Annotated in this window: 20 protein-coding genes; 12 read left to right on the top strand and 8 right to left on the bottom strand. The window is 70.4% G+C overall.

The annotated features are described in order from the left end of the window. Positions 1-290: 290 nt before the first annotated feature. Both ACFVX9_RS29605 and ACFVX9_RS29600 read right to left on the bottom strand, forming a co-directional pair. Entirely contained in the window at positions 291-1,178 is an 888-nt protein-coding gene (locus tag ACFVX9_RS29605) for a 2-hydroxy-3-oxopropionate reductase (RefSeq protein ID WP_380479441.1), read from the bottom strand. 139 nt (positions 1,179-1,317) lie between these two features. Further along, on the bottom strand, positions 1,318-2,163 hold the full coding sequence (locus tag ACFVX9_RS29600; protein ID WP_380378544.1) for a TIM barrel protein: 846 nt from the start codon (positions 2,161-2,163) through the stop codon (positions 1,318-1,320). 225 nt (positions 2,164-2,388) lie between these two features. On the opposite strand from ACFVX9_RS29600, the gene ACFVX9_RS29595 reads away from it, so the two are divergent. From ACFVX9_RS29595 to ACFVX9_RS29565, 7 genes are all read left to right on the top strand, one after another. Continuing rightward, entirely contained in the window at positions 2,389-2,634 is a 246-nt protein-coding gene (locus ACFVX9_RS29595; RefSeq protein ID WP_079136014.1) for a thiamine-binding protein, read from the top strand. Further along, positions 2,631-3,011: a helix-turn-helix domain-containing protein gene (locus ACFVX9_RS29590; RefSeq protein ID WP_380378546.1), complete on the top strand. Its 381-nt coding sequence runs from the start codon at positions 2,631-2,633 to the stop codon at positions 3,009-3,011. Before ACFVX9_RS29595 ends, ACFVX9_RS29590 begins: the two co-directional genes overlap by 4 nt. A 274-nt stretch (positions 3,012-3,285) precedes the next feature. Then, entirely contained in the window at positions 3,286-3,789 is a 504-nt protein-coding gene (uraD, locus tag ACFVX9_RS29585; RefSeq protein WP_387984436.1) for a 2-oxo-4-hydroxy-4-carboxy-5-ureidoimidazoline decarboxylase, read from the top strand. Positions 3,790-3,879: 90 nt separating this feature from the next. After that, positions 3,880-4,215, top strand: a complete 336-nt coding sequence (uraH, locus tag ACFVX9_RS29580) for a hydroxyisourate hydrolase (RefSeq protein ID WP_063350005.1) — start codon at positions 3,880-3,882, stop codon at positions 4,213-4,215. A gap of 32 nt (positions 4,216-4,247) precedes the next feature. Further along, on the top strand, positions 4,248-5,168 hold the full coding sequence (gene pucL, locus ACFVX9_RS29575) for a factor-independent urate hydroxylase (RefSeq protein ID WP_380378551.1): 921 nt from the start codon (positions 4,248-4,250) through the stop codon (positions 5,166-5,168). Between the two features lie 301 nt (positions 5,169-5,469). Next, complete coding sequence (locus ACFVX9_RS29570; protein ID WP_380559208.1) at positions 5,470-6,948, top strand: nucleobase:cation symporter-2 family protein; 1,479 nt, start codon at positions 5,470-5,472, stop codon at positions 6,946-6,948. A 68-nt stretch (positions 6,949-7,016) separates the two neighbouring features. Further along, positions 7,017-8,402 (top strand): 8-oxoguanine deaminase, encoded by a 1,386-nt coding sequence (locus tag ACFVX9_RS29565; protein WP_387984434.1) that lies wholly within the window; start codon positions 7,017-7,019, stop codon positions 8,400-8,402. Between the two features lie 290 nt (positions 8,403-8,692). Here ACFVX9_RS29565 and ACFVX9_RS29560 read toward each other — a convergent pair whose 3' ends face one another. Continuing rightward, positions 8,693-9,079 carry a gamma-glutamylcyclotransferase gene (locus tag ACFVX9_RS29560; protein ID WP_079136011.1) on the bottom strand — a complete coding sequence of 129 codons (387 nt, stop codon included), beginning with the start codon at positions 9,077-9,079 and terminating at the stop codon, positions 8,693-8,695. A 153-nt stretch (positions 9,080-9,232) separates the two neighbouring features. Continuing rightward, positions 9,233-10,885, bottom strand: a complete 1,653-nt coding sequence (aceB, locus tag ACFVX9_RS29555) for a malate synthase A (protein WP_380340223.1) — start codon at positions 10,883-10,885, stop codon at positions 9,233-9,235. Between the two features lie 188 nt (positions 10,886-11,073). On the opposite strand from aceB, the gene ACFVX9_RS29550 reads away from it, so the two are divergent. Both ACFVX9_RS29550 and ACFVX9_RS29545 read left to right on the top strand, forming a co-directional pair. Next, positions 11,074-11,871, top strand: coding sequence for an IclR family transcriptional regulator (locus ACFVX9_RS29550; protein ID WP_079136010.1), 798 nt, complete (start codon positions 11,074-11,076; stop codon positions 11,869-11,871). 184 nt (positions 11,872-12,055) lie between these two features. Continuing rightward, positions 12,056-12,676, top strand: a complete 621-nt coding sequence (locus ACFVX9_RS29545) for a hypothetical protein (RefSeq protein ID WP_387984433.1) — start codon at positions 12,056-12,058, stop codon at positions 12,674-12,676. Between the two features lie 19 nt (positions 12,677-12,695). Here the strand turns inward: ACFVX9_RS29545 and ACFVX9_RS29540 are convergent, their stop codons facing one another. Both ACFVX9_RS29540 and ACFVX9_RS29535 read right to left on the bottom strand, forming a co-directional pair. Further along, positions 12,696-12,959, bottom strand: coding sequence for a hypothetical protein (locus ACFVX9_RS29540; RefSeq protein WP_387984432.1), 264 nt, complete (start codon positions 12,957-12,959; stop codon positions 12,696-12,698). Between the two features lie 27 nt (positions 12,960-12,986). Beyond that, the gene (locus ACFVX9_RS29535) at positions 12,987-14,324 is read right to left on the bottom strand and encodes an esterase/lipase family protein (protein ID WP_387984430.1); all 1,338 of its coding nucleotides are present in this window, start codon (positions 14,322-14,324) and stop codon (positions 12,987-12,989) included. 209 nt (positions 14,325-14,533) lie between these two features. Between ACFVX9_RS29535 and ACFVX9_RS29530 the strand changes: the two genes are divergently transcribed. Then, positions 14,534-14,863 (top strand): MoaF N-terminal domain-containing protein, encoded by a 330-nt coding sequence (locus ACFVX9_RS29530; RefSeq protein WP_063349998.1) that lies wholly within the window; start codon positions 14,534-14,536, stop codon positions 14,861-14,863. A 113-nt stretch (positions 14,864-14,976) separates the two neighbouring features. Here the strand turns inward: ACFVX9_RS29530 and ACFVX9_RS29525 are convergent, their stop codons facing one another. Further along, the gene (locus ACFVX9_RS29525) at positions 14,977-16,119 is read right to left on the bottom strand and encodes an esterase family protein (protein WP_063349997.1); all 1,143 of its coding nucleotides are present in this window, start codon (positions 16,117-16,119) and stop codon (positions 14,977-14,979) included. Positions 16,120-16,337: 218 nt separating this feature from the next. Continuing rightward, positions 16,338-16,958, bottom strand: a complete 621-nt coding sequence (locus ACFVX9_RS29520) for a TetR family transcriptional regulator (RefSeq protein ID WP_387984428.1) — start codon at positions 16,956-16,958, stop codon at positions 16,338-16,340. A 794-nt stretch (positions 16,959-17,752) separates the two neighbouring features. Between ACFVX9_RS29520 and ltrA the strand changes: the two genes are divergently transcribed. Continuing rightward, the gene (gene ltrA, locus ACFVX9_RS29515; protein ID WP_387984426.1) at positions 17,753-19,522 is read left to right on the top strand and encodes a group II intron reverse transcriptase/maturase; all 1,770 of its coding nucleotides are present in this window, start codon (positions 17,753-17,755) and stop codon (positions 19,520-19,522) included. 104 nt (positions 19,523-19,626) lie between these two features. After that, on the top strand, positions 19,627-20,391 hold the full coding sequence (locus ACFVX9_RS29510) for an SDR family NAD(P)-dependent oxidoreductase (protein ID WP_063349995.1): 765 nt from the start codon (positions 19,627-19,629) through the stop codon (positions 20,389-20,391). Positions 20,392-20,817: the final 426 nt, after the last annotated feature.

Here is a 20,817-nt window from a genome sequence, read left to right as displayed (position 1 = left end):
TGCGACTCCCGTCGGGAGGTGCGACCCCCTCCCCGCCGTTCCCCTCGTCCCGCTTCCGACGTACGAGAGGCTCCCCTCGGCGGGGAGGGGGCCAGGCGAGGCGTACCGGCACGACCGAAGTGCCCCCGACAGGGGAGGTACGCATCACCGGCTGGATCGACCGGCGGGCGGGCGGATGAGCCCCGGTCCCGGCCGCCGGTCGGGTCTGGCCTCCTGGTGGCGCGGGCACGACCGGATGAGGTACACGCCACCAGGAGGAGTTCACGGGGGCCCCGAGGGGCCCCGGGGCCCTACTTGACCTCGCGGCCCGAGAGGCGCTCGACACCGCGCAGCAGCGCCGAGTGGTCGAGCGAGCCGTCGCCGTTGGCGCGGGCGGAGGCGACCAGCTGGGCCACCACGGCGCCGACCGGCAGTGCGGCACCCACGGCGCGGGCGGCGTCGGTGACGATGCCCATGTCCTTGTGGTGCAGGTCGATCCGGAAGCCGGGGGCGAACTCGCGGTCGACCATGTTCGCCTTCTTGCGGTTCAGCACGGTCGAACCGGCCAGGCCGCCGCCGAGCACGTCCAGCGCGGCGGGCAGGTCGACGCCGGCGTTCTCCAGGAACACCACGGCCTCGGCGAGCACCTGGATGTTGACGGCGACGATCAGCTGGTTGGCGGCCTTGACGGTCTGGCCGGCGCCGGACGGCCCGACGTGGATGACCGTGGTGCCCAGGACGTCGAACAGCGGCTTGGCCTCGGCGAAGTCCTCGGCGGCGCCGCCGACCATGATCGACAGCACCGCCTCGACGGCACCGGCCTCGCCACCGGAGACCGGGGCGTCCAGGGTGCGCACGCCCTTCTCCTTGGCGGCCGCCTCGACCTTCTGGGAGGTCTGCGGGGTGATCGAGGACATGTCGATCACGAGGGTGCCGGGCCTGGCGTTCTCCAGCACGCCGCCCTCGCCCAGGACGGCCTGCTCGACGTGCGGGTCCGCCGGAACCATGGTGATGACGACCTCGGCGTCCTTCACCGCGTCCGCGATGCTGGTGGCGCCGTGGCCGCCGGCCGCGACCAGGGCGTCGATCTGCGGCTGGGTGAGGTTGTAGCCGGTGACGTGGTGGCCGGCCTTGACCAGGTTGGCGGCCATCGGGCTGCCCATGATGCCGAGGCCGATGAAGGCGATCTTGCGGCTCATCGCGTCGTTCCTTACGTCGTTCGTGGGGTGGGGAGGGTGGTGGGCCGGGCTTGCTCGGCGGCGTGTGGCCCGCCTACGCAGCGGTGCCGTGCCCGCTCACACGGCGGCGGTGCTCGCCTACTCGGCGACTGCTCGGCGGCTACTCGGCGGCGCGGTGCTCGCGCGGCAGCCACCCGAAGCTGTCGGCGCTGACGCCGGTGGAGGGCCGGTACTCCAGGCCGATCGGGCCGGTGTAGCCGGCGGCGGTGAGCCGGGCGAAGAGGTCCTCGAAGTCCAGCCCGCCGGTGCCGGGCTCGTTGCGGCCCGGGTTGTCGGCGATCTGCACGTGGCCGAACCGGTCGGCGTAGGCGTCGATGACGGCCGGCAGGTCCTCGCCGTTCCTGGCCAGGTGGTACAGGTCGCAGAGGAACTTCGCGTTGCCCAGGCCGGTGGCGGCGTTGACCTTGTCGACCACCTCGACCGCGGCGGCCGCGGAGACCAGCGGGTAGTCCGGGGACTCCGCCGTGTTGAGGGCCTCGATCAGCAGGATCGCACCGATCTCGTGGGCGGCCCCGGCGGCGAGCACCAGGTTCTCCAGCGCGAGGGCGTCCTGCTCGGCGGCCTCGACGCCTTCGATCCGGTTGCCGTACAGCGCGTTGAGCGCCTTGGCGCCGAGCGAGGCGGCGAGCCCCGCGGCGACCGGGACGTTGGCCCGGAAGCGGTCCTTCTCGGAGGGCACCGAGACGGTGCCGCGGGCCCCGAGGGTGAGGTCGTCCAGGAAGTTGAGGCCGGTGAGCCGCACGCCCGCGTCGCCGAAGGCCTTGCGGAGGGTGTCCAGCTCGCCTTCGGACGGGGTGGGCTCGGCGCCGAAGGGCCACCACAGCTCGGCGGCGGTGAAACCGGCGGCGGCGGCCGCGGCGGGACGCTCCAGCAGCGGCAGTTCGCCGAACAGGATCGACAGGTTGACCGTGAAGCTGTGTCGGGAAGCGGCCGTCACGTCACTCACCTCTCACTCTCTTCCGAGATCCGCAACTTCCACGATCCGGAAGAGGGATTCTGCTTGGTGGAAGCATCTCCGGCTCGGCGAGCAGGTGTCAAGACCGCCGCAACATTTTGTTGAAGAAGCCCGGACGCGAACCCGGAAACCCCCTCCCGCCGGCACCGCGGCCGTCGGATCGACCGGCCCCTGCCCGCCCGCACCGGCGCTCGCTACAGTGAGCACGTGCGATTGATGGTGGAGTTCACGACAGAACCGTTCGAACTGGACACGTTCCCCGAGCACGCCGCGGCGGCCCGCCAGGTCGTCGACGAGGCCGGCCTGGCCGTCTCGGTCGGCCCCTTCGGGACCGGCGCCGAGGGCGAGGCCGACCAGGTGCTCGCCGCGGTGACCAAGCTGCTCCGGGAGACCCTGACCGCGGGCGCGACCCGGATCTCGGTCCAGGTCAGCGTGCTCGGCGAGGAGGGCGGTACGCCGTGACCGAGCACGTGGAACACCCGCTCGCCCTGGCGATCAAGCCGCTGCTGGACGCCGTCGGCGCGGCGCCCGTCCGACTGGACGAGGCGAAGTCCGAGGACGTCGTCCTGGAGTGGGAGGGCGCCCCGGCGCTCGCCGTCCGACTGCCGCACCTGAGCAGTGCCCTGGACCGGCTGCTGGCCGAGATGGCCCGCCAGTTCGACGGCCGCCCGCTGGCCGAGCTGGACCGCGGGGAGAAGCAGCGGGTCGTCGCCCTCCTGGAGGAGCGCGGCGCCTTCACCGTCCGCCACGGGGTCGAGACGGTCGCCTCGGCGCTCGGCGTCAGCCGGTTCACGGTGTACAACTACCTCAACCGCCAGGACGGCTCGAAGCCCTCCTGACCCCGACCGATCCCCCGGTCGATTCCCCGGTCGATTCCTCCAGCACTTCCGCCAGGACTTCCCTCAGACGGAAACCTTCCGAACGGACGGACCCCGCCGGCGCGGCCAGCCTGAACCAGCCCCCGGCGGGGCGCACTTGGCGAATCGCACACGAATCGCGCCGGCAACGGCGGCCGGTTCAAAACGTAACCACCAACCGTTCAACAAAGTGTTGACGGCCGGGTGGGGTGGATCTAGCTTGTGCGGGTGGCACCACTCTTCAGGAGGTCCACCCGTGACCAACCACCCCCACACCCTTGACGCCCTGGCCGCGGCCGACGCCGCGGACCTGGAAGCCGTTCTGCTGGAGGTCTGCTCCAGCCCCCACTGGGCCGCCGACGTCGCGCGGGCCAGGCCCTGGCCCGACCGGGAGTCCCTGCTCACCGCCAACGCGGCGGCCATGGCCGGGCTGACGGTCGCCGACCTGCACGACGCGATGGCCGGCCACGCCCGGATCGGCAAGCCCAGGACCGGCGACGCCAGCTCGCAGCGGGAGCAGGCCGGCGTCCAGGGCGCGGACCGAGCCCTCCTCGACGAACTGCACGAGGCCAACACCGCCTACGAGGCCAAGTTCGGTCACGTGTTCCTGATCTGCGCGACCGGCCGCACCGCGGCCACCATGCTCGCCGCCCTGCGCGAGCGCCACACCAACGACGCCGCCACCGAGGCGGAGATCGTCCGGGGCGAACTGCGCAAGATCAACGACATTCGGCTCAATCGCCTGCTCGACGCATCCTGACAGGCCCTGGCAAACCCTGACAGATCCTGACGGATCGTTAGAATTTACTGACGAATGATCACCTCTGCCATCAGTAAGGTCACTTCACCCATGACTGGCATCTCCACCCACGTGCTCGACACCAGCCTCGGCCGCCCGGCCGAGGGCGTCCCGGTCGAGCTCGCACTGCACACCGAGGGTGGCTGGCAGGTGCTCGGCACCTCCGCCACGGACTCCGACGGCCGGGCCAAGGACCTGCCGGCCGTGGAGGCGGGCTCGGTCGTCCGGCTGCTCTTCGACACCCGCGCCTACCACGCGCTCAAGTCCGCGGAGCCGCCGTTCTTCCCCGAGGTCTCGATCGTCTTCACGGTCGCGCCCGCGCAGCACCACTACCACGTGCCGCTGCTGCTCAACCCGTTCGGATACTCGGTCTACCGCGGAAGCTAGTAGACCGACCTGGAAGCCCTAGGAGCCACGTCATGGCCCACGTGCTCGGTCAGAACCAGTACGGCAAGGCGGAGAACCGCATCGTGCGGGTCTACCGCGACTCCACCCGGCACGAGATCAAGGACCTGAACGTCTCGGTCTCCCTCCGGGGCGAGTTCGAGGACGTCCACCTCACCGGGTCGAACGCCAACTGCCTCCCCACCGACACCACCAAGAACACCGTGTACGCCTTCGCCAAGGAGCACGGGATCGAGTCGGCCGAGGCCTTCGGCATCATCCTGGCCCGCCACTTCGTCGACGACACCGAGCGCGGCGTCGTGCACAGCGCCCGGATCCGGATCGAGGAGTACGCCTGGGACCGGATCAAGACGCCGGACAACTCGGCCCGCTTCATCGGCTCGGAGGAGGTCGGCCACTCCTTCGTCCGCAACGGCCAGGAGACCCGCACCACCGAGATCGTCTACGACGGCGAGACCGTCCAGGTCGTCTCCGGCCTCAAGGACCTCATCGTCATGAACTCCACCAACTCGGAGTTCTGGGGCTACATCAAGGACAAGTACACCACCCTGCAAGAGGCGTACGACCGCATCCTCGCCACCCAGGTCACTGCTCGCTGGAAGTACGGCTACGACGGCCGGGACGGCCAGGCCCAGCCCAACTGGAACCGCTCCTACACCCACGTGCGGCGGCACCTGCTGGAGGCCTTCGCCGAGACCTACTCCTACTCGCTGCAGCAGACCCTGCACTCGATGGGCACCCGGGTCCTCAACAACCGCGCCGAGGTGGACGAAGTCCGCCTGGAGCTGCCCAACAAGCACCACTTCCTCGTCGACCTGGAGCCCTTCGGCCTCAAGAACGACAACGAGGTCTACTACGCCGCCGACCGGATGTACGGCCTCATCGAGGGCACCGTGCACCGCGAGGGCGTCGTCCCGGTCATCCCCGTCGCCTGACCGCCCCACCCCCATGGACACCGCCCGGAATCGCCGCACCCGCCGGCCCCCGAACGCCGGCCGCGTCCGGGCGGGCCGCAGTACCCGCACCACCAGCCCCACCAGCACGATCTGCCCCACCAGCGCCACCCGTTCCACCAGTTTCTCCACCCCCACCCACCGGAGTTCGTGTCTGCCTCGCGGCGGCCGGCCCGGGGCACTGGAGAAGCGCCCCGAGGGACTCCTGCACCGCCGTCCCGCCCTCGGGGCAGCTCCAGCGCCGCGGGCGCGCCGGGAGTCACGGGCACAAGAGGGGCTCGACATGGCACCCAGCGACACCAGTAGTAAAGACGGCGGTTCCACCCCGGAAAGAACCCCTGGCCCGGACGGCACGTCGGCACACCTCCCCGGTGAGCCGTCCGGGCCCGGAACCCACCCCGTGGACGAGTTGCTGCCCCCGGTGAAGCTCTTCTCCACCGGACTCCAGCACGTCGCCGCGATGTACGCGGGAGTCGTCGCACCCCCGCTCATCGTCGGCGCCGGCGTCGGGCTCTCCCCCGCCGAACTCGCCCTGCTCATATCGGCCAGCCTGTTCACCGCCGGACTGGCCACCCTGCTCCAGACCCTCGGCATCTGGAAGATCGGCGCGCGACTGCCGTTCGTCAACGGCGTCTCCTTCGCGGGAGTCGCGCCCATGATCGCCATAGCCAAGGGCTCCATCGAAAGAACGGGGGGCCCGAAGGACGCCCTCCCGGTGATCTTCGGAGCGGTGATCGTCGCGGGGATCCTGTGCTTCCTCGCGGCACCGTACTTCTGCAAGCTCATCCGGTTCTTCCCCCCGGTCGTCCAGGGCACCGTGATCACCCTCATCGGGGTGTCCCTGCTTCCGGTGGCGGTCAACTGGGCGCGCGGCGGCTCGCCGGGCGCCCCCGGATACGGCTCCATGCGGGCCGTCGGGCTCGCCGCGATCACCCTCGTCGCGGTGGTGCTCTGCAACCGGCTGCTGCGCGGCTTCTGGCAGCAGCTCTCGTTGCTCATCGGCCTGGCGCTCGGCACCCTGATCGCCTTCCCGCTGGGCCTGGCCGACTTCGGCGCGGTCAAGGACGCGAAGGTCTTCGCGCTCCCCTCCCCTTTCCACTTCGGCGCGCCCGTCTTCGACGCCGCCGCGATCGTCTCGATGTGCATCGTCATGGTGGTCGCCATGACCGAGTCCACCGCCGACATGCTCGCCCTGGGCAAGATCGTCGAGCGCGAGGCCGACGAACCCACGCTCGCCGCCGGCCTGCGGGCCGACGGACTGGCCACCGCGCTCAGCCCCGTCTTCAACGGCTTCGCCGCCAGCGCCTTCGCCCAGAACATCGGGCTGGTGGCGCTGACCAGGATCCGCAGCCGCTTCGTGGTCGCGGCCGGCGGCGGCATCCTGATCCTGCTCGGGCTCTTCCCCGTACTCGGGTCGCTCGTCTCCCTGGTACCGCAGCCCGTCCTGGGCGGCGCCGGGATCGTGCTCTTCGGCACCGTCGCGGCGAGTGGCATCCGCACCCTCGCGGAGGCCGGGATGGAATCCAGCTCGAACACCATCCTGGTGTCCGTGTCACTCGGCGTCGGCATCATCCCCATCGCGGTGCCGACCTTCTACGACTCCTTCCCGGAGGCCGTCCGGACCCTGATGCACTCCGGGATCTCGGCCGGCTGCGTGATGGCCGTCCTGCTCAACCTGCTCTTCCACCACGTCGGAGCCGCCCGCCGGACCAGAACCGGCCAGGCCTCCGGCGCGACGGTGCCGACGGCGACACCGTCCTGACCGACCCGGGAGGGGTACACGCCGCGCGGCGCACGCCCCTCCCGGCCCTCCCCCATAGGAGTGACACCATGGCAGTCCAGCCCCCACCCGCCGACCAGCGGATCGTCATCGAGAACGTCGCGATCGCCACCGTCGACGCCCACGACACCGAGTACGCCCGCGGCCACGTGGTCATCCTCGGCAACACGATCGAGTCGGTCGGCGACGGACCCGCCCCGCAGTGGCTGGACAACGTGGTGCGCCGGATCAACGGCGAGGGCCACCTGATCACCCCCGGCCTGGTCAACACCCACCACCACTTCTACCAGTGGATCACCCGCGGCCTCGCCCAGGACGACATCCTCTTCGACTGGCTCGTCGCCCTCTACCCGACCTGGGCCCGGATCGACGAGAAACTCGTCCACGCCGCCAGCCAGGGCTCCGCCGCCGCCCTCCTCAAGTCCGGCTGCACCACCGCCTCCGACCACCACTACGTCTTCCCCAAGGACGGCGGCGACGTCCTCGGCGCCTCCATCGAGGCCGTCCAGGAGCTCGGCCTGCGGTTCACCGCGCTGCGCGGCTCCATGGACCGCAGCAAGAAGGACGGCGGCCTCCCGCCGGACCACGCGGTCGAGGAGCTCGACGACATCCTCACCGCCTCCGAGGCCGCCGTGGACACCTACCACGACTCCTCCTTCGGCTCGATGCTGCACATCGCCATCGCGCCCTGCTCGCCGTTCTCGGTCTCCACCGACCTGCTCCGCCAGTCCGCCGAACTCGCCCGCCGCAAGGGCGTCCGGCTGCACACCCACGGCTCGGAGACCGCCGAGGAGGAGCAGTTCTGCAAGGAACTGTTCGGCATGGGCCCGACCGACTACTTCGAGTCCGTCGGCTGGCTCGGCGAGGACGTCTGGATGGCGCACTGCGTCCACATGAACGACTCCGACATCGCCAAGTTCGCCGAGACCGGCACCGGCGTGGCCCACTGCCCCTCCTCCAACGCCCGGCTGGCCGCCGGGATCGCCCGCGTCCCCGACATGCTCAGGGCCGGCGTCCCGGTCGGCCTCGGCGTCGACGGCACCGCCTCCAACGAGTCCGGCGAACTCGGCACCGAGCTGCGCAACGCCCTGCTGATCAACCGTCTGCACGGCTCCCCGACCGCCCTCACCGGCCGCCAGGCGCTGCGGCTGGGCACCATGGGCGGCGCCCGGGTGCTCGGCCGCCAGGACGAGATCGGCTCGATCGAGGTCGGCAAGCTCGCCGACCTGGCGCTGTGGAAGATCGACGGCGTCCTGCACTCCTCCATCGCCGACCCGGTCGCCGCCCTCACCTTCGGCGCCCTGCCGCCGCTGGCCGTGCTGTTCGTCAACGGCAACGCCGTCGTCGAGAAGGGCCAGCTGACCACCGTCAACGAGGACCGGATCGCCCGCGCCTGCGCCTGTGCCGCCAAGGAGCTCGCCGCCCGGCCGCTCTGACGCCCCGCCGCTGCTCCTCCACCCCTGAACTCCGGGCCGCCCAGGGACGGTGCGTGACCCGGACTCCGCAACCCGGCCTTCCCGGCCGGCGCGCGGACCGCAGCCCCGGACCCACGGCGAGGGTCCGGGGCTGCGGCGTTCCCGGGGGTGGGTGACAAGTGACGGACAACAGCGAACAGATAACAGATGACGAAAGTTGTCATCTGTTATCTGTTCGCTGAAATCTGTTCGCCGTGATTCGCTTGCTGTGATCCGTCCGCTGTGGTGCGTCCGCTGCTACGCGCCCGGTCTCAGGCGGTGCGCCCGAGCGAGCCGAGGTAGGCGCGCCAGCCGCCGTGGTGGGTGATCTCGCGGTGCACCCCCCGCTCCACCTCACCCCGGGCGAGCAGCATCGACAGGCAGGCGGAGCCGTCGTCGAGCTCGATGACGCCGAGCTCCAACTCCCGCGGCTCGCCGGGGAGGATGACGTCACGCAGGTGCTCCAGGGTGATCTCGTAGAGCTCGCCCTCGATGGCCGTGTCGACCGCCGGATCGGCGAGCAGGCCCGGGCAGACGTCGTCGATCGAGAAGAAGCGGTAGCCGGGGGCCGTCCGGGCCGGGCCGATCAGCGAGTCGGCGACCTTGGCGTGGAACGGTCCGCCGACCATGGCCTGGCCGTTGAAGAAGATGCGGGGCACGGTTGAACTCCTTACCGGGTACCGGGAAAAGGCCGTTCCGCACGGCGACGAGAGGACAGGTGGAATCGTCGCCGTACGGAACGGAGCAATGGGCCGGCGGGACTGCTACAGCCTGGCAGGCGGCAGCAGCGGCGCCGGCGGATAGATTGGGGCTCAGCCCAGCAGGGGAAGCGCGGGGAGGGTCAGGAAGTCCGCGAACTCCTCGGCCAGGGCGACCTGTTCGAAGAGCTGGGCGGCCTCGCGCCAGCGGCCGCCGGCGTAGGCGTCCGCGCCCAGCTCGGCCAGGAGTTCGGCCAACTCCGCGGCGACCAGGGCGCGGACGAGGTCCGCGGTGGCCTTCTCGCCGGTGTCGGACAGGACGACGCCGTTGTGGATCCACTGCCAGATCTGCGAGCGGGAGATCTCGGCGGTGGCGGCGTCCTCCATCATGTTGAAGATGCCGACCGCGCCGAGGCCGCGCAGCCAGGCCTCGATGTAGCGGATGCCGACCTGGACGGCGTTGTGCAGCCCCGCGCGGGTGCAGGTGCCGCCGGCGCCGGCGATGTCGAGCAGCTGGGTCGCGGTGACCGGCTCGGAGGGCCCGGGGTCGTCCTTCTGGTGGGGGCGCTCGCCGAGCACCGCGTCGAAGGAGGCACGGGCGACCGGCACCAGGTCCGGGTGGGCGACCCAGGAGCCGTCGAAGCCGTTGCCGGCCTCGCGGTCCTTGTCCGCCTTGACCTTCTCCAGGGCGGCGGCGTTGACCTCCGGGTCCCTGCGGCTGGGGATGAACGCGGCCATGCCGCCGATCGCGTGGGCGCCGCGCTTGTGGCAGGTCTGCACCAGCAGGCGGGTGTAGGCGGCCATGAACGGCGAGGCCATGGTGACGCTGTTGCGGTCCGGCAGGACGTACTGCTCGCCGGCGTCGCGGAAGTTCTTGACGATCGAGAACAGGTAGTCCCAGCGCCCGGCGTTGAGGCCGGCCGCGTGGTCGCGCAGCTCGTAGAGGATCTCGTCCATCTCGAACGCGGCGGTGATGGTCTCGATCAGCACGGTGGCGCGGACGGTGCCGTGCGGGATGCCGAGCGCGGCCTGGGCGTGGGTGAACACGTCGTTCCAGAGCCGGGCTTCGAGGTGGCTCTCGGTCTTCGGCAGGTAGAAGTACGGGCCGGAGTTGGGGTCCTCGGCGCCCTTGGCGAGCAGCCGGGCGGCGTTGTGGAAGAAGTACAGGCCGAAGTCGAGGAAGGCTCCGGCGACCGGGGTGCCGTCGACGAGCAGGTGGTTCTCGTCCAGGTGCCAGCCGCGCGGGCGGACCACGACGGTGGCGAGTTCGGCGGCGGGCTTGAGGGCGTACGCCTTTCCGGCGGGGGTGGTGAAGTCGATCCGGCCCTCGAAGGCGTCGATCAGGTTGATCTGGCCGCTGACCACGTTCTCCCAGGTCGGGGAGGTGGCGTCCTCGAAGTCGGCGAGCCAGATCCGCGCGCCGGAGTTGAGGGCGTTGATGACCATCTTGCGGTCGGTGGGGCCGGTGATCTCGACCCGGCGGTCCTGGAGCGCGCGGGGCGCCTCGGCGACCTTCCAGTCGCCGGCCCGGACGTCGGCGGTGTCGGGGAGGAAGTCCAGCGTGCCGGCCCTGGCGATCTCCGCCCGGCGGGCCTTCCGCCCGGCCAGCAGCTCCTGTCGGCGCCCTTCGAAAGCGCGATGGAGGCCGACGACGAAGGCGACCGCCTCCGGAGTGAGCACCTCCTCCGCCCGGTGAACGCGCGGACCGGCGACAGTGACGACCGGAGCAGCGGGGGAGGCGCCGACGGGTCCCTGTTCTGTAGCCATGGGCAGGACACTCCTAAGCGGTTGAGCCTGGCGGAGGGAGCTCCGGTGGGAACTTCCTTGATCGGAACCCGCCTGTCGGCGAGTTCGATTCTGTAAGGTGGAGACTAGTTTCCGCGATACAGAATTTCAACGGTTTGTTGATGTGATCGCCGGGACTCTACTCCTCCCCGACAGCGAAGGGAACGCCGGTGGTTTCGACCCCCGACACAGCACCGACGACCAGCACGGACCGCGCGACCGGCGGTGTGCAGTCCGTCGAGCGCGCCTTCCAACTCCTGGAGGCGCTGGCCGACTCCGGCGGCGTGGCCACGCTCAGCGAACTCTCCGCCAGCTCCGGCCTGCCGATGCCGACCATCCACCGCCTGGTTCGTACCCTCGTCCAGCAGGGCTATGTACGCCAGGACACCGCGCGTCGCTACACCCTCGGCCCGCGGCTGATCCGCCTCGGCGAGACGGCCGGCCGGCTGCTCGGCAGCTGGGCCCGCCCCTACCTGGCCGAACTCATGGAGGCCACCGGCGAGACCGCCAACCTGGCGGTGCTGGAGGGCGGCGAGGTGGTGTACGTCGGGCAGGTGCAGTCGCGGCGCTCGATGCGGATGTTCACCGAGGTCGGCCGACGGGTGCAGCCGCACTGCACGGGCGTCGGCAAGGCGCTGCTCGCCCAGCTCCCCGAGGACGAGGCGCGCGCCATCCTGGGCCCCAACCCGCTGCCCGCGCACACCGAGTACACCGTCACCGACCCGCAGGAACTGCTGCACCAGCTCGCCGAGGCGCGCGAGCGCGGCTACGTGGTCGACGACCAGGAGCAGGAGATCGGCGTCCGCTGCATCGCGCTCGCCGTACCGGGCGCACCGACGCCCACCGCCCTGTCGGTGTCCGGCCCGGAGGCCCGCATCCGGGCCCTGGAGGAGCAGACCGGCGCGTCCTCGCTGGTGCCGGTGATGCACCACATCGCGACCCGGCTGGGGCAGGTCCTCGCGCCCTGACCTGTCGTCAGCACCCGTTTCACGCACGGGAAGTCGGTCCCGCCGACTTCCCGTGCGCGCGTTCCCCCGTTCGAGCGGACGCCGAGCGGGTTGCACCGGGCCCCGGCGCAGGCTCCGCCACCCTGGTGCGGACGCGGCCCGCAACGGCGCGGGCGGCCGGAGCACAGGGACAGGGTGGACGACGATGACGTACAGGCGTTCGGCAGCGCGAGGCGGGTCCGGGCAGGGCGGGTCCGGGCAGGGCGGGTCCGGGCAGGGCGGCAGGCTCTGCGGATTCCGCGCGGCCTCGCTGGTCGCGGCCGTGGCGGCCGGCTGTTCGGTGGCGACGCTGGCCGCCGGCCCGTCCTGGGCGCTGCGGCGGCCCGAGCCCCGGCCGGCGGTGGATACGGCAGCCCCCGCGGCGTCCCGCTCCGATCTGGAGGTGGTCCGGCTCGACCCGGACGCCGCCCCGCCCGGCGGCACCACCACCATCCACGCCTTCATCGCCAACCGCGGCCCGGACACCACCGCCGCACCGTTCACCGTGCTGGTGACGCTGCCACCCGGGGTCACCCCCGAGGGCCCGTACTTCCCGGAGGACTGCGAGGTGCGGCTCAACGGCCGACAGGTGCGCTGTGTCTTCCCAGCCGGACTGCCCCCACTGCGCAGCGCGACCGCGCTGGTGCCGGTGAGGTTGTCCCCTGACCTGCCGATCGGCAGGCTCACCGGCGGCTCGGTCGCGGTGCGCGACGTGGACGACCCGGACGAGGGGAACAACCGGCAGCCGTTCGACATCACGGTGGTCGAGACGGCTCCCGGTTCCTGACCCGAAAGACCCGAAGGCCTTACCGGTACACGCGGACGTAGTCGGCGGCGAAGGTGATCGGGGCGGTGCCCTGCGGCGCCGGGTGGTACTTCCCCGCGCCGACCGACAGGTTGCGGATCAGGTACGCCGACCAGTTGGCGCCGATGCCCTTGCCGTCCGAGAACACCTTGGCGCTCGCGTCGGTGTAGTACCTGGGGTTGCCGGGGCTGACGTGGTTGGTCGGCTCCAGCAGGTTCGGGTTGTCGGGGTGGTACTCGAAGGAGTCGACCTCCCCGTTGTCCACGGGTCCACGGGCCCACGGGCCCACGGGTCAAGCGAGCCAGTTGTCGACCTGGCTCTCGGCCTCCGGTGCCCAGGCGAGTTCCAGGTGGTTGAGGCCGGTGAGCAGCCGGGTGCCGCCGATCGTCGCGATGCCGGTGGTGTCCAGCGCGCTCGCGGTGAACACGATGCCGTCGCTGGGCCCCCGGTTCTCGTTGAGCACGCCCGGGATGTCGGCGGACCCGCCCGCGAGCAGGTAGGTGCGCACCGACGCCGGGACGCCCGCCTGTTGCAGCGGCGCGATCAGCGAACCGGCGTCGATCGCCGCCTGGATGCCCTGGCCGGAGGTGTAGAAGCCCTGGCCGCCGTAGTAGGTGGTCCACCAGTCCTGGGCGGTACCGTCCACCCCGTACCGGCCGTCCCAGCGGGCGAGCAGCTGGCGCTGGCCCGGGTAGCAGTCGTAGCCGCCGGTGGGCAGCACGCCGAGGCAGGGCTGCGCGGTGTACGTGCCGTAGCAGGTCATGTACAGGTGCGGGGACGGCGCGTTGGCGGTGCCGCCGCAGGCCGGCCAGCTCGCGAGGTCGAACGACCAGCCGTGCGCGTACACGTAGTCGAGCCCGCCGTTCGGGCCGCCGAGGGTGATCAGGCGGCGCACGTCGCCCGCGTAGGCCCGCCCCCAGGACGGGCGCACCGAGGACACGTACGCCCGGGCGGCGACCTCGCCCTTGCTCCACGCCACCACGTCCACCTGGGGGACGCCGAGGCGGGCCCGGATCAGCGAGACGGCGTCGCCGACAGCCTGCGCCTGGAGCAGGTTGTCGCCCTGCTTGTGGGCGAAACCGATGGCGAATACCCGGTGGCCGGTGCCGGCGAGGTACTGGGCGAGGCCGGTGGACGGGCAGGCGGAGGCACCGCAGGTGCCGCTCTCCCCCGGGTTCGCCCAGGCGCGGTCGGCGTTGTCGTTGGCGCCGTGGACCAGCAGCACGGGAGTCGGGCGGCTACCGGTGTCCCAGGCGGTCGCCGAGTACAGCAGGAAGCGGCTGGAGGAGGGCTGGCCGGTGCCGCCGAAGTACGTCCGGCGGGCGCCGTCCTGGTCGCCACGGCCATCGGCCGGGTACTGCTCGGCGCGGAAGCCGGGGGTGGTGTCGAGGTAGCGCTCGACCTTGGCCCAGCCGTTGCCGGGGGCGGGGAAGGCGGCTTCGAGGGTGAGCGGGGCGGTGACCGCCTGGACGGCGGTCTGGGCACTGGCGGTCCGGGCGGGGGCGGCCTGGGCGGGGGCGGGGGTGCCGAGGAGCAGCGCGGCGAGGGTGAGCAGGAGGGCGGACAGCCCGGCAGGGGTGCGTCTGATGGCGGTGGGGATGTGCCGCACGGGAGTGGGGGTGCGTCTCATAGGGGTGGACGGTAGGACCGGCCGTCGGCGGGCGCCCAGGTGCCGGTCGCACACCCCGCAGGCCTGCGCGGTGGCGGCCGGTGCCGTGGCGCACCGCCCACGGGTGCGCCCACCCGGCTCACCGGGTCGGATAAATTGGAGCTCCGACATCTTCCGCAGTGCACAAGACCGCCGTGCACGGCCTCACAGGAACGAGGTACCGCCCCACCATGACCGCGCCCCTGCCCGCCTTCGCCGGCCGCACCTACCTCTTCCGGGCCGACAACGGAGCGGCCTTCCGCAACACCTACTCGGCCGACGGCAGGCGGCTGCGCTGGGAGGGCCTCGGCGAGTCGGCGGGCCAGTGGGAGGACGTGCGGCTGCACGTCGCCGAGGTGGCACCGGAGATCTACTTCATCAGCTGGACCGAGGAGAGCGGGATCACCGTCAGCCACGTGATGGACCTCGGCCGGCTGACGGTGCGCGCCTTCTGGACGTACGAGGGCGAGGGCGGCCGCGTCGGCGAGCTGCACACCGGGACGCTGGAGCGGGTGGCCTGAGCCTCGCCGCTCCCGCGCCCCTCGCTGTCCGCCGGCTCGATCAAGCCGTCTGAGCAGACGCTCAGACGGCCTGCTCAGGCGGTTCGCTCAGACGGCCTGCTCAGGCGGTCTGCTCAGGCGGTCTGGTTCGGGACCTTGAGGTGCTGGGACAGCCACTCCAGCGAGGACGGCAGCAGCGCGCTCCAGGTCTCGAAGTTGTGGCCGCCGTTCTCCAGCATGCTGTAGGAGACCTTCATCGGGGACTGCGCGGCATCGACGAAGGCCTCGGTGTCGTGCCGGTAGTCGCCGTCGCCCTTCTTGGTGCCGGCCAGCAGCACGGACACCTTGGGCTGCGGCAGGTTCTTCAACCGCCACATCAGGTTGGCCTCGTCACGACGCTGCTTGCTGCCGCCGAACAGGTCGCCCGTGGTCGGGTCGTCGGCGGCGTCGTAGTAGGCGGAGAGCGCGACGGCGGTCGGAAAGACGTCCGGGTGGCGCATGGCCAGCTTGAGGGCGCAGTAGCCGCCGGTCGAGTTGCCCATGAAGGCCCAGGCCTGCGGGTCGGAGGAGACCCGGAAGCTCGCCTGGATCGCTGAGGGGACGTCCTTGGTGAAGTACGTGTCGGACTGCGCGCCGCCCGGGATGTCCTCGCACTCGGTGTCCTGCGGCAGGGCCGGCGAGGGGCGCATCAGCACCATGACGGTCGGCTGCATCTTGCCGTCCTGGAGCAACTTGAGTGCTGCGCCCGGGTAGTTGAACCGGGTGATCAGGTTCTCGGCGATCCCGGGGAAGCCGGTGCTGACGATCACCGCCGGGAACTGCCGCTGTGCGTACTCCGGTTGGAAGTACTGCGGCGGCAGGAAGACGTACCCCTCGGTGGACAGCCGGCTGGCCGCGCCGTCGATCCGCACCTTGCGGATCTCGCCGGACTGGCTGGGCTCGCGACCCATCGCGCCGCCGCCCTTGACGGAGGCGTGGCCGATCGTCTCCACGAGCAGCCGGCCGGACGCGTCCGCCTTGTTGTGGATCACCACCGGGCCGGTGTCACCGGTGCCCAGCAGGTCGCCCCAACTGCTGTAGAAGGCGAAGTAGTTGTTCGCCACCAGGCCGAGCGCGGCCAGCACCGCGAGCTGGGTGGCGAGCAGTGCGCCGATCCGGCCGAGCACCGCCTGCCAGGTCTGCTTGGCGAGTCTTGGCCACAGCCAGACCGTGCCGGCCGTCATCACGACGGCGATCAATACGGCCAGCGCCAACACCTTGTGGCTCGTCAGACCCATGTCCTACTTGCTCCCACGCCTCGAACTCCCCGCCCCCTCCGTCCAGGACATCCGAGGTGGTCACCCCGGTTCCCCCGCCGGGGCGCGCGATCACCCACCCTAACGGGGCCTGGGAGGAGGAACGGGTGACAGATGACAGCCGACAGATAACAGATAACAGATAACGAAATCTGTCAGCTGTTATCTGTTATCTGTTATCTGTTCGCGGCCTGACGGGCTCAGCCCTCCCGCCCGTAGAGCCGCAGCCCCGCCGTGAGTTCACGCATGCAGCGCGCGCCGAGCTCCCGCGGGGAGCCCGGGCCGACCGTGGGCGCGTCCGAGGCGGCCCATTCCTCCAGCGCGACCCGGATCGCGGCCGTCGCCGCAGCGGCGGCCAGTCGGATCTCCAGCGGGTCGGTGCCACCCGGACAGCGGGCCGCGAGGACCGTCCGCAGCCGCCCCTCGGAGTCGGCGTGGACGCGCTGCCACGTGCCGTCGAGGCGCGGGTCACGCAGCAGGCTTCGAGTCCACTCCATCGCCTCGACCGCCTCGCCGTCGGGCGGGGTCAGCGAGGCGACCGCCGAGCGCTCCAGCGCCTCGCGCAGCGGCAGATCGGCCGGGGCCTCGGCGAGCTGGTCGACCCAGCGGCGCCCACCGGCCGCCAGCAGTGGCGCGACGGCGTCCTCCTTGACGGAGAAGTACCGGTAGAAGGTGCGCAGCGAGATGCCCGCCGCGAGGGCGATCTCCTCGGCGGTGGTCGCCTCGGCCCCGCGCTCGGCGAAGAGCGCGGCGGCGGTGCGGGCGATGTCCAGCCGGGTGGCGTCGCGGCGGCGCTGGTTCAGGGTGGGGCGTCCGGTCACAGGGCCAGCGTACGCGGGGCGGTGCCACTGTGGCGTGGTGCGCCGAAGTGACACTCAGACGACTTATTGGCACGTCATGCCACAAAGGCGTACCGTGCCTCTTGAGGTCGAGAGGCCACGAACGAACGGAGTACCACCAGTGCGACACGAAGTCGCTTCGCCCAAGCAGACGACCTGCAAGAGGAAGGAGTGAACAGGTAGGCCGTCTCGGACCAGTGTCCAGGGTCCGTCCCCAGGCTCGCATGCGTCGCTGGCAACGGCGGGGTGTGAAGCCGAGCCGGTTAAGCCCAAGAGCGACCCGCGCCATCGGGTGGCAACAGGCGAAGGGGAAGGCCGGACGGGCTAATGAAAATGAACCCTTGATGACGTCCCGTTACTCCGAAGTCGCGTCGATGGCGACGTACTCGGCGACTGGTAGGACCTGGCGATGAAAGGCGCCGATCGGTCTCGCGTCCTTGGGAGATGCGGGATAGGACACCGATTGTCCCGGGGTTAAGAGGGAGCCCAACCCGGCCGCATCTTGACGAAGCGGAACGTGGAAACCCCGTTGGAGTCCGGCACTAGCCGGTAAGCCGGAGGCAACGAAGGCCCAACTCTTCAGCGGGACAGGATGATCCGAGAAGCGAATGCTGGTAGGGCGAAAGCCCGGAGGAAAACAGGGTGGGCCTCCTCACTCACCCTGCATAACTCGCCGGATACGGGACTCAGTTTCCCGGCCCGAAAGGGAGCCCACGCGGATCAGGTGGACCTGTGAAGTGAAACGGCAAGGAAGCCGGAACCGAAGGACAAGTTAGATGCCGGAGGCAGGTGTGGCAACGAAGGCAGTGACGTCGGGGTCTCCCGCTCCCGTGAACGGACCCGAGGACTACGCGCAGGCATGGCACGGCATCGACTGGGCCAAGACCGAGGCGACGGTACGGCGACTGAGGCAGCGAATCTTCACGGCAGCGAAGGAAGGGGACCTCAAGAAGGTCCGGAACTTGCAGAAGCTCATGCTGCGATCGCACTCGAACACGCTCGTGAGCGTCAAGAGGGTGACACAGCAGAGCCAAGGCCGCCGGACGGCCGGCATCGACCAGGAGGTCATCCTGACTCCGCGTGAGCGGGGCATGGTGGCCGCACAGATCTCTTCAGAGACAAAGCCTGGTCGCGCCAGACCTGTTCGGCGCGTGTACATTCCCAAAGCCAACGGGAAGCAGCGCCCACTCGGAATCCCGGTCATTCGTGACCGGATTCGCCAGGCCCGCGTGAAAAATGCGCTGGAGCCGGAGTGGGAAGCCCGGTTCGAGCACAGGAGCTACGGCTTCCGTCCGGGCCGGGGCTGTCATGACGCCATCGCGCAGATCTTCATCGCCGCAGGGAAGAAGAACGCCCGGCGGCTGTGGGTGCTCGATGCCGACCTGACAGCGGCCTTCGACCGGATCTCTCACGACCACCTGATCAGCAGCCTGGGAACCTTCCCTGCCAGGGAAGCCATCCGAGGCTGGCTGAGGGCCGGGGCGATGGATCGCGGCCGGTTCGCGCCAACTCTTGAGGGCACTCCTCAAGGTGGCGTGATCAGCCCGCTGCTGTTGAACGTTGCTCTGCACGGTATGGAAGAAGCCGCAGGCTGTCTCTCCGAGAAGAATGGAACAACTCGGCGAGACGCCTCGATTCTGGTCCGGTACGCGGACGACTTTGCAGTGTTCTGTCACAGCGAAGAACAAGCGCACAGGGCCAAGGAGGATCTCGCTCGGTGGATGGCCAGCCGGGGAGTCGCCTTCAACGAGGAGAAGACGCAAGTCGTCCACCTGGAAGAAGGATTCGACTTCCTCGGATTCAACATCCGCCGCTACAGCGGGAAGCTGCTGATCATGCCGAGCAAAAGCGCGGTCAAGAGGGTCCGTAAACGCCTCCGCGACGAGATGCTCGCTCTCAGAGGGGCAAACGCCGGTGCGGTGACGAGAAAGCTCAACCCCATCATCAGAGGCTGGGCAACCTACTACCGGACGGTCGTGTCCAAGAAGACCTTCCAATCCTTGGACCACTACGTGTGGAAGCTCACTTACAAGTGGGTCCGGCACACACACCCGAAGAAGCCAGTGCCCTGGTGCTTAGCCAGGTACTTCGGCCAGTTCAACTCGACCAGGCGTGACAAGTGGATATTCGGTGACCGGGAGACCGGGGCCTACCTCTACAAGTCCGCCTGGACCAGGATCGACAGGCACGTCATAGTCAAAGGGGCGAATTCCCCTGACGACCCGTCCCTGATCGAGTACTGGGCGGCCCGCCGACGCCGCAGTCTGCCTTCGACGGTCGATAAGACATCGATCGCCCTGGCGGCACGTCAGAAGGGGATTTGCCCGCTGCGCAAACAGCCGCTGATCTCCGGTGCCGAATACGAACCCGACAGCCCGCGAGAGTGGGCCGCATGGTTCGCGGCATCGATGAAGCCGTTGCACAAACACCACTTCATCTATCGACGAGACGACGGGCCGGACACACGAACGAACCTTCGCCTCGTACACGCCGAATGTCACCGCCAGCATCACGCTGGCGACCATAGAAGGGCCATAGACGCATGACCATCCAAAGCAGCCAGCAGGGTCCGCTTGAGCCGGATGCGGGGACGACCCGCACGTCCGGTTCTGAGGGGGCCGGGGTGCGGCAACGCACCCCGGCTACCCGACTGGAGCGCTTCAGCGGACGGAACGTCCTGATCACCGGCGGCGGCTCTGGCATCGGCCAGGCGACCGTGCACCGGATCCTCGCCGAGGGAGGGAAGGTCGTCGCCGTCGACGTCGACGAGGACGGTCTGAAGACGACCCTGGACCGCGCGACCGTCGACGGCACCGCGGACCGCCTGGCCATCCAGGTCCTGGACATCTCGGACGAGGCAGCCGTCGTCACCGGCGTCGCGGCGGCGATCACGGACCTCGGCGGACTGGACGCCCTGGTCAACGCGGCCGGCATCCTCCGCTCCTCGCACACCCACGAGACCAGCCTGGAGTTCTGGAACAAGCTCCTCGCGGTCAACCTGACCGGCACCTTCCTGATGACCCGCGAGGCGCTCCCCGCGCTGCTCGCGGGCGGCAGGGGCGTGGTGGTCAACTTCAGCTCCACCTCGGCGAGCTTCGCCCACCCCTACATGGCCGCGTACGCCGCGACCAAGGGCGGCATCCAGTCCTTCACCCACGCCATCGCCTCCGAGTACGCGAAGCAGGGCCTGCGTGCGGTCTGCGTCGCGCCGGGCAGCATCGACAGCGGCATGACCCACAACCCGGGACTGCCCGCCGACGCCGACTTCAGCCTGCTCGCCAAGCTCGCCCCGGCCCTCGGCCAGGGCTTCGCGGGTCCGGAGACGGTGGCCGGGGTGATCGCGATGCTGGCCTCCGACGACGGCGCGTTCGTCACCGGCACCGAGCTGCGCATCGACGGCGGCACCCACATGTGAGCCGCCGGACGGCAGCACGACGGTGGGGCCCCAGCCACTCCCCCCGGTGACACGGGCCCCACCGTCACGTCGCGGACGGCGGGGCCGGGCGCATGACGAGCGCCGGGCTCGTGAAGGCCGCTGACTCGTGAAGGCCGCTGGCTCGTGAAGGCCGCTCGGGTCAGCCGAGGCCGCCGTTGCGGGCCGCGGCGAGGACGGCGGCGGCGCGGTCGGCGGTGTCGCCGCCGGCCCGCACCTGGCCGGGCTCGCCGCACCCGAGCGTCCGGCCGCCCGGCTCGCCCTGCTCACCGCCCTCGCGCCGTACCGGCTCACGGAGGCCGACGTGGCCGCCCGGAAGATTTCAAGTCCAGTGAGACGGTCGGGATGTTAGGAGGTTTGTGGGGCGGGTTCCCTGCGCTTGCTGGGGTCGTTGATCCATGCTGTCTG

This window comes from Kitasatospora sp. NPDC058243, assembly GCF_042882025.1.
GTDB lineage: Bacteria > Actinomycetota > Actinomycetes > Streptomycetales > Streptomycetaceae > Kitasatospora.
Note: the sequence above shows the minus strand (reverse complement) of the source record. Positions and strands in the feature narration are given on the sequence as shown.